Source organism: Alkalibacterium sp. (genome assembly GCF_046484155.1).
Taxonomy (GTDB): Bacteria; Bacillota; Bacilli; order Lactobacillales; family Carnobacteriaceae_A; genus Alkalibacterium.
Genome location: NZ_JAWOBT010000019.1, coordinates 1 through 9,074, shown reverse-complemented (window position 1 = coordinate 9,074; position 9,074 = coordinate 1). Strand labels below are relative to the sequence as shown.

The 9,074-nt window shown below is 42.2% G+C and carries 7 protein-coding genes; 6 read left to right on the top strand and 1 reads right to left on the bottom strand.

What is annotated here, in order from left to right; genetic code table 11:
• Positions 1-72 precede the first annotated feature (72 nt).
• From glmU to R6U02_RS01740, 3 genes are all read left to right on the top strand, one after another.
• The gene (glmU, locus tag R6U02_RS01750) at positions 73-1,374 is read left to right on the top strand and encodes a bifunctional UDP-N-acetylglucosamine diphosphorylase/glucosamine-1-phosphate N-acetyltransferase GlmU (RefSeq protein WP_410261910.1); all 1,302 of its coding nucleotides are present in this window, start codon (positions 73-75) and stop codon (positions 1,372-1,374) included.
• 109 nt (positions 1,375-1,483) lie between these two features.
• Entirely contained in the window at positions 1,484-2,476 is a 993-nt protein-coding gene (locus R6U02_RS01745) for a ribose-phosphate diphosphokinase (RefSeq protein WP_410261909.1), read from the top strand.
• 114 nt (positions 2,477-2,590) lie between these two features.
• Entirely contained in the window at positions 2,591-3,034 is a 444-nt protein-coding gene (locus R6U02_RS01740) for a NusG domain II-containing protein (RefSeq protein WP_410261908.1), read from the top strand.
• A gap of 93 nt (positions 3,035-3,127) precedes the next feature.
• On the opposite strand, the gene R6U02_RS01735 is transcribed toward R6U02_RS01740, so the two are convergent.
• The gene (locus tag R6U02_RS01735) at positions 3,128-4,108 is read right to left on the bottom strand and encodes an L-lactate dehydrogenase (protein ID WP_410261907.1); all 981 of its coding nucleotides are present in this window, start codon (positions 4,106-4,108) and stop codon (positions 3,128-3,130) included.
• A gap of 180 nt (positions 4,109-4,288) precedes the next feature.
• On the opposite strand from R6U02_RS01735, the gene R6U02_RS01730 reads away from it, so the two are divergent.
• The 3 genes from R6U02_RS01730 to R6U02_RS01720 form a co-directional block, all read left to right on the top strand.
• Positions 4,289-6,259 (top strand): prolyl oligopeptidase family serine peptidase, encoded by a 1,971-nt coding sequence (locus R6U02_RS01730; protein WP_410261906.1) that lies wholly within the window; start codon positions 4,289-4,291, stop codon positions 6,257-6,259.
• A 244-nt stretch (positions 6,260-6,503) separates the two neighbouring features.
• A complete protein-coding gene (gene aspD / locus R6U02_RS01725; RefSeq protein ID WP_410261905.1) occupies positions 6,504-8,063 on the top strand; it encodes an aspartate 4-decarboxylase in 1,560 nt (519 codons plus the stop codon).
• An 83-nt stretch (positions 8,064-8,146) separates the two neighbouring features.
• On the top strand, positions 8,147-9,074 hold a 928-nt coding region (locus R6U02_RS01720; protein ID WP_410261904.1), incomplete at its 3' end, for a hypothetical protein.

The following is a 9,074-nucleotide window of genomic DNA, read 5'->3' as shown; positions in this document are numbered from 1 at the left end:
GTGAAGTAAACTTTAGCAGTTACAACGTCTCCAGCAACAACACTAAGGTTGCTACCATAAACACTCATACCTATGCATTTAGTTATGGGTAAGCCGATGGTGGGTCACGTTATTGACCAAGCTTTAGAGGCACAAATAGATAACATAGTGACCGTTACCGGTGTAGGTGCAGAAACAGTGCAAGATTACTTAGGTGATAAGAGCAGCTATGTTTTGCAGAAAGAGCAGTTGGGAACAGCGCATGCGGTTGAACAAGCTGCGCCTCTTCTGGAGGATAAAGAAGGGACGACGGTTGTTATTTGTGGTGACACCCCCTTACTGACCAAAGAAACGCTGGAAGGGTTAATGGCTCATCATGAAAAAGTTCAGGCAAAAGCGACAGTCCTCACAGCACAAGCTGATGATCCGTTTGGCTATGGCCGTGTGATTCGTTCAGGAGATGGTTCTGTCTCAAAAATTGTTGAACAAAAAGATGCTTCGGAAGAAGAAAGAGCTGTTACAGAAATAAATACAGGCACGTATTGTTTTGACAACCAGTCATTATTCCAAGCATTAAAAAAAGTCGACAACAATAATTCTCAAGGAGAATATTACTTGCCGGACTTGATGGAGATATTAAAAAATCAAGATGAGTTGATTTCGGCTTATCAGTTAGATAACAAAGAAGAAGCACTGGGTGTAAACGATCGGGTCGCTTTAGCTGAAGCAAATAAACTGATGAAGAAACGTATCAATGTCCAACACATGCGTAATGGTGTAACCATGGTAGATCCTGATCAAACGTATATTGAAAGTGATGTTAAAATTGGTCGAGATACACTGATCGAGCCGGGCGTCTATTTGAAAGGCACAACGGTCATCGGTGAAGATTGTGTTATCGGTGCGCATTCCATCATTGAGAACAGCATGATTCAGTCTAATGTCAAAGTGAAAAGTTCGCTGATCGAAGAATCAGTCATGGAAAATTACAGCAATATCGGTCCGAATAGTCATTTAAGACCGGAGTCAGTGATTGGAGAATATGCACACGTTGGTAACTTTGTCGAAATTAAAAAAGCGACGTTAGGAAAGAACACGAAAGTGGGTCACTTGACTTATGTCGGAGATGCGACGTTGGGAGAAAATATCAATTTAGGCTGTGGCACCGTTTTTGTCAACTATGATGGCAAGCAGAAACACCATATCAATGTCGGAGACAATTCTTTCATCGGGTGTAACACGAACTTGATTGCACCGATCGATGTTGAAGCCAACACTTACATTGCTGCCGGTTCAACCATCACTGACAACGTCCCGTCAGAAGCCCTGGCCATCGCGCGTGCGCGACAAGTCAACAAAGAAGGCTATTTTAAAAAAATGCCTCACAAAGATTAGAATTTTCTCTAAAATAGGGCTTTCAAAAAGTTCTATGGTTGATTTATTTACCTTGTAGGCATAAACTGATAGTATATAAATGATAAGAATAAAAATAATGGAGGCCCACATGTCCGAACAATATTCTGATCCAAAATTGAAGATTTTTGCGTTGAGTTCTAATATACCTTTGGCTGAAAAGATTGCAGCTGATATAGGTGTAGAACTTGGGGATGTTTCTGTAACGAAATTTAGTGATGGCGAAATCCGTATCAATATCGAAGAAAGTATTCGAGGAGACCATGTGTATGTCGTACAATCAACGTCAGCACCGACCAACGATAATTTGATGGAAGTCTTGATCATGATCGATGCGTTAAAACGTGCGAGTGCAAAAACAATCAATATTGTCATGCCTTACTACGGTTATGCAAGACAAGACAGAAAAGCACGTTCGAGAGAACCGATCACAGCGAAGCTCGTAGCCAACATGATTACAATGGCTGGTGCGGATCGTATGCTGACACTAGATTTACATGCTTCTCAGATTCAAGGATTTTTTGATATTCCAGTTGATCATTTATTGGGTGCTTCATTACTCGCAAACTGGTTCCTTGATAAAGGCTTAGGTGGCGAAGATACGGTTGTTGTTTCCCCAGACCATGGTGGCGTGACGCGGGCCCGTAAATTGGCTGAATTCCTGAAATCTCCAATTGCAATCATTGATAAGCGACGTCCGAAAGCAAACGTTGCACAGATAATGAATATTGTAGGTAATGTAGAAGGCAAAACAGCCATCTTGATCGATGACTTGATCGATACGGCTGGAACGATCACTTTAGCTGCCGACGCTTTGGTGGAAAAAGGTGCAAAAGAAATATACGCATGTGGGACACACCCGGTCTTTTCTGGTCCGGCAATCGAACGGATAGAAGCCTCACCGATCAAGCAAATGATCGTGACAGATTCGATCATGTTACCGGAAGAAAAAATGAGCGATAAAATCATTCAAGTGAGTGTCGGTGAATTAATGGGACATGCCATTAAACGCATCCATGAAAACCGCTCTGTATCACCATTATTTGAAAAACAATTTAAAGGCTATATTAAAGACGAAGAATAAGAGACAAAAGACGCCCTCGTTCATGACACATTCATTATTCAGTTTTCACTAGAATACAAAATGAATGTGCCTGAGAACGCCGGCGTCTTTTATTTTCGAAAGGAGAGAAGAAGGATGGTCAATAAAATGAAATATCATTTAAGGAATATGAAGCCTATGGATGTTGTGATTATTGTCATCCTTCTTCTCGGTTCTTTCATCCCCCATATTGTATATGGCATGCAGCTCAGTCGAGTGGATGCTGATGCCAGAATCATAGCCACTGTTAAGATTTCTGGCGAAGAAGTTTACCAGGTGGAATTAAGTGAAGATACGGGGCGCGAAGAATTCACCCTAGAACCTGCTGAAGGGCAGTATAATATTATCGAAGTTGATGGGACACGCATCAGGAACAAAGAAGATAATAGTCCGGATCAGTTAGGCGTTAGAAGAGGTTGGATCAGTAAACCCGGTGAAACAGCAGTCGTTTTACCACATAAATTGATTATTGAAGTTCATGCGGAGTCGCCTGAAGGTGAAGAGCTCTATGAAGAAGATGATGTTATTATTCCAATGTAAGTGAAAAGTTTAAAAAGCAGCAGGCATGAGAGATGATCTCGATGTCTGCTGCTTTTTAAGTTAATTAATCTCTTTTCGCTTGAACGATCGTCTTTAGTCTATGGTAAACCCTATATCAGGATTTTTTTCCAGTACTTCTTTTAAGTGATTACGAATGGTATTTGCAGAATGAGTCATTTTTTCTTTCTCAGAATCGTTTAATGGAATTTCAACGATTTTTTGGATACCTGAACTAGTGATAATTGCTGGAGAACCTATATAGATATCGTTCTGCCCATATTCGCCTTCTAAATATACGGAAAGAGGGAATACTGCTTGCTCATTATTTAAAATAGCCCGAGTGATACGAGCGAGTGAAGCCCCGATACCATAAAAGGTTGCACCTTTACGCTTGATTATTTCATAGGCAGCGTCACGTACAGAGAAGAATATTTCCACAAGTGCCTCTTCATCGGTATTAGGGTTATTGATCAACCATTCAGTGATTTCCAGGCCGGCAACGTTCGCATGTGACCAAACCGGAAATTCAGTATCCCCGTGTTCACCGATGATATAGCCGTGAACATTACGCGCATCGACATCTAACAAGTCAGCTATTGCATGACGGAAACGTGCGCTGTCTAAGGATGTGCCGGTTCCGATAACCTTGTGTGAAGGAAGACCAGACAGTTTATACACAGCATAAGTAAGAATATCTACAGGATTTGTAGCGACTAAAAAGATGCCGTCAAAACCGCTTTTCATTACATTTTCAACAACTGTTTTAGTGATGCGTAGATTTTTTTCAGTCAAGTCCAAGCGTGTTTCACCTGGTTTTTGTGCAGCCCCTGCTGTATAAACAACCAGATCAGCATCATGACAGTCTTCGTAGTCAGCAACATAGATTTTTTTGGGTGCTGTAAAAGCTAAAGCACTGTTTAAATCCATGACATCTCCTTCAGCTTTTTCTTTGTTGATATCAATGATACCTAGTTCTTGACCAATGTTCTGATTGATCAACGCAAAAGCATAACTCGAACCAACTGCACCATCACCAATTAATATTATTTTTTGCTGTTTACTGTTTGATTTCATTATTACCATTCCTTTCAACTAATTCTTGAATCAGTATAACATAAATAGGGGAGTTTTCTTCTCAAGAACTCTTGGGAATAGACACTTATTTAGGGATTGTTTATTGACGGGAACCACTATAAATGAGAAAATGATAATAGCTTTTTAACGCAATATTAATCAATAATAGGAGATGCTAATTTGAAACCGATAACAAGTGAGAGTTTATTTGATATGAAAAATGTTTCACAACCTTTAGCTAATGGAGACCGTTTATTCTACTTAGAAACACGAACGGATAAAGAAAAAAATAAATATTTGACTTCTGCCTGGAGTATACATAAAAAGACTCGTGAAAGAGTCGAATGGATCAGCGAAGAACTCAATCCTTCTCAACTGGAGATAAGCCCAAATAAAAAATGGTTAAGCTTTTTATCAGCTTCTAAGGATAAAAAACCACAAGTATACATCATGCCCCTGAGTGGCGGAGGTGCCACGGCTTTGACCGAAGAAAAAGAGGGTATCAATACCTACAAGTGGACGAGTAATGGCGCTTCATTGTACTATCAGACCTCTGTGAAACCTGAAGAAGAACAAGAAAGCAATGATACAGAAAAAAATAGTGAAGATACTAAAAAAATCAAATCTAAAAAAATTACCAAACTGCAATATAAGATGGATGGACAGGGTGTGACAGACGTTGAAAAAACACATCAAATAAAAAAAATAGACGTAGCGACTAAAACTGTTTCAGTCATACTGACAAAAGACCGTCCGTTAAATCTTCAATACGTGTCAAAAGATGAAAGTTTCCTGCTTTATGTAGACAAACTAAATCCCGATGATGAATGGGTATTTGGTGCAAGTGTATATGAATACGATATAACAACAAAAGATTCACAATTGGTTACGAAAGACATCCCAAAAGGCAGCTTTTCGTTTGAGGCGGTAAATGAGACGGAAGAAGTTTTCTTGTTTACAGGGAATGATTTTTCTCATGCGTTTGTGACACTCAATGAAGTGTACGGATGGAATCGCAGTGAAGGCACGTTCAAGTCACTCTCAAAAGAGGATAAACAGGTCGGAGATGTCATCATCGGCGACTTCCAGCAAAAAACGAGTGGTTTTCCGATCATCTGGTTAACCAATGACTCATATATCTATCCCGTCACCGAAGAAGGCAAGCTTCAACTCTACAAAGGAGACCTTAACGGTAACAGTGAAGTGATCGTAGACGAACGTATTCATATAACTGATGGGGCGTTAATTAAAGATGAAGAATGTGTCATCACCTATTCAGATTTATATACGCCCAGTGTTCTGGCTACGTTAGATTTAAATAATGGAGAACTGGATGTTATATATGATCCGAATGAGACATTCTCAAGTGAGCACGGATATGCTGACATCGAACGTTTCTGGTACAAAGGCGCAGATGATTGGGACATCGAAGGATGGTATGTTGCGCCAACGAAAATCAAGGAAAATCATCCGGCTATTTTGTATATACACGGCGGGCCACAAGTCTGCTACGGGGAGAGTTTCTTCCATGAAATGCAGCAACTTGCCAGTGAAGGGTATGGCGTTATCCTGCTCAATCCTCGAGGAGGAAATGGCTACGGCCAGGCATTCGTTGCCTCGATTATAGGCGATTATGGCAATAAAGACTACGAAGATTTGATTCTAGGAACAGATCACGTCCTTCTAAATCATCCGGAAATTGATGAAGACCGCGTGTTTGTTGCTGGCGGAAGTTACGGCGGGTTCATGACGAACTGGATCGTTGGACATACCGATCGCTTTAAAGCCGGAGTCACCCAGCGTTGTATCTCTAACTGGATCAGTTTCTATGGGACGAGTGACGTCGGAGCCTTCTTTGTCGAATTCCAACTGGAAAAAGACCTGCGGCAAGCTCAGGAACTATGGTCGATGTCTCCTTTAGCATATGCACATAACGTTAAGACACCGCTTCTTGTGATACACGGTGAAGAAGATATGCGTTGCCCGCAGGAACAAGGTGAACAAATGTACACAGCGATGAAAAAACAAGGCGTCGATACCAAGATGGTTCTCTATCCGAAATCGAGCCACGGGTTGTCACGAGCAGGACTTCCTCATTTGCGACTCGATCGAATGAGTGAAATAACAGCATGGTTCAAAAAATACGAATAAGATGTGTGTAGAGCAGCAGATCAGCAAAAATATGAATAGATTAACGGGAAGGCTTTCATTGAGAAAGTCTTCTTTTTAGTTTAAAATAATATGACAAAAAAATGAGAGCAAGCTAAGGATCTGCTAAGTACCTGCCTATGACCTTTGATGTGACAGGGTTGTTTGTTATACTCATTAACGATCAATGGAAAAGTCGAATAATCAGTGAATATAAAATAAACACAAAAAATATAGGAGTGGAACCTTGAAGCAAAACTTAGAAAGTTTAAGCCCGTTTGAATTGAATTTATATCTTGAAAGCAGAATGATCCATCAGGAAACGAATAAAGAATGGCTAAACGCCGGGAGAGGGAATCCCAACTGGACAGCACCGATACCGAGAGCAGCTTATTTCCTGTTAGGCGAATTTGCTACAAGAGAAACCATGCGTAAAGAAAAGGAATCGATCGGAACGATGATCAAAGCAAAAGCAGGTCAAACTGCCCGCTTTGAAACATTTATTAATGGTAAAGATTCACCTGGGGCACAACTTTTACAAGATATTTGGGAAAACGGGTCACACTTATTAGGTATGCCGAAAGAAACCTGGTTGAAACAGATGCTGGATTACAGTATCGGGGATAACTATCCTTATCCTGAACGCGTACTCACGGCCTGCGAACTACCGATCAAACAATATCTACATCATGAACTCTTTGATTCGAATACCGTTCCGTTTGATATTTTTGCGGTCGAAGGTGGGACGGCAGGGATCGTTTACACATTCAAGTCGCTCGTGAACAATCACTTACTGGAAAAACATGACAAGATAGCCCTGATGATTCCAACATTTGCGCCATATATGGAAATACCGGAACTGCCGGAATATGGATTTGACGTTGAATATATCAGTGCTGAATTAATGGAAATAGACGGCCAGAGAAGTTACCAGTTTCCAGAGTCCGAACTCGATCGTCTGAGAAATGATGACATCAAAGCCGTCTTTGTTGTCAACCCGAGTAATCCGACAGCCAATGCGATTTATGGAGATTCGATCGAACAGATGAAAGATATCGTGAAAAATGACAATCCTAATTTAATGATTTTATCAGATGACGTTTACGGGACTTTTTTAAAGGAGTTCACATCTTTATTCACAGCGATCCCTTATAATACAGCGTGTATTTATTCTTATTCCAAATATTTCGGTGCAACAGGATGGCGTATCGGAACCATCGCGCTGGCTAAAGAAAATATCTTTGATAAGCGACTCCGTGACTTGCCGGAATCTAAGAAGGAAGCACTGGATGAACGATATGGGACGTTGACCTCCAACCCGCGTGATATTTTATGTAGGGCTTTGTTGGGACATACTGCTACAGACGTTGCGCTCCTAAAGGAGCTAGGGTTACATGTGGGCAGTGTTCTACAGGCATGGCGCCCCGATGGGGCTAGGGTTACATGTGGGCTCCCATGTACAGACATGGCGCTCCTACGGAGCTGGGGACTTAGGTGGGGCATTCTGCTACAGACATGGTGCTCCTACGGAGCCGGGATGGCTCCAGAGGAGCCTTATGTCTGTAGAAAATTGCCAGAACCTTACCTGAGCCCCGGTAGGGGCGAAATGTATGTAGATCAGAGCACGGGGACCTGTCCATATTATCATACAGGAACCTACCAATATCATCATTATGCCATCTGGCACAAAGATCAGGGCCTAGGTAACATGTGGGCTGACTATTATACAGACATGACGCTTCTAACGAGTTTGGGGGTGATGATTTATAACATGGTTCATATTGGGTATTTTTTCTTAATTTTATAGACTCCACTTGAACCCATCTACAGCTATCTAATCTTTTAAACTAAAATTTAATTGGTATGAAACTACGTGTATCTAAACCTGGCATGAAACTATTTATCTTTTTAGTAAGTTTCGGATTGCCCGGCATTTTTATGCCTGCCAAACTCTCAGCGATCGACACACAAGATACGCGGCTGCTGAGAAACCCTGCGATCAGCGAACAACATATCGCGTTTATCTATGCAGAGGACCTGTGGGTCGCCAATGCCGACGGGACCCATCCGCGGAGGCTGACCGTCGATGAAGGCCGGGAATCTGACCCTCACTTTTCGCCTGATGGAAAGCATATTGCCTTCAGTGCTGAATATGACGGAAACACGGATGTTTTCATTGTTCCGGTGGAGGGTGGCATTCCCCGAAGGCTCACATGGCATCCGGGACGGGATATTGTCAGCGGTTTTACGCCTGACGGTAAAAATGTACTCTTTCTGTCGCGAAGAAATGTCTTTACCAACCGCTATATGCAGCTTTTCACTGTTTCTCTTGATGGCGGATTCCCCGAGCAGCTGGAGATACCCCATGCTTACCATGCCTGCTATTCTCCCGATGGCCGACAGATGGCCTATACTCCCCTGACGGATGCGTTCCGGCAGTGGAAAAACTACCGCGGCGGAACAACTTCGAGGATCTGGCTATTCTCTTTCGACGACCATTCAGTAGTGGAGATCCCCAAACCTGAAGGTGGCAGCAACGATATTGAGCCCATGTGGATCGGCGACAAGGTATATTTCCTCAGCGATCGCGACGGTGAGTTCAACCTCTACTCCTACGATACCCGTTCAGAGGAGATCGACCGGTTAACGGCATACGACGATTTTCCAATCCTGAACGCCTCTTTTAATGAAGGGAGGATCATTTTTGAGCAGGCAGGTTACCTGCACACTTTCGATACAGGCAGAGAGTCGGTCACCAAACTCACGGTCGGTATCGCCACTGACCTCCTGGAGCTCAGACCGCGGTATGTCAGCGGGG

What these genes read in the sequence shown, in the direction of transcription:
- glmU (WP_410261910.1), top strand. Translation starts at nt 73, where the DNA reads ATGCATTTAGTTATGGGTAAGCCGATGGTGGGTCACGTTATTGACCAA.
- R6U02_RS01745 (WP_410261909.1), top strand. Translation starts at nt 1,484, where the DNA reads ATGTCCGAACAATATTCTGATCCAAAATTGAAGATTTTTGCGTTGAGT.
- R6U02_RS01740 (WP_410261908.1), top strand. Translation starts at nt 2,591, where the DNA reads ATGGTCAATAAAATGAAATATCATTTAAGGAATATGAAGCCTATGGAT.
- R6U02_RS01735 (WP_410261907.1), bottom strand. Translation starts at nt 4,108, where the DNA reads ATGAAATCAAACAGTAAACAGCAAAAAATAATATTAATTGGTGATGGT.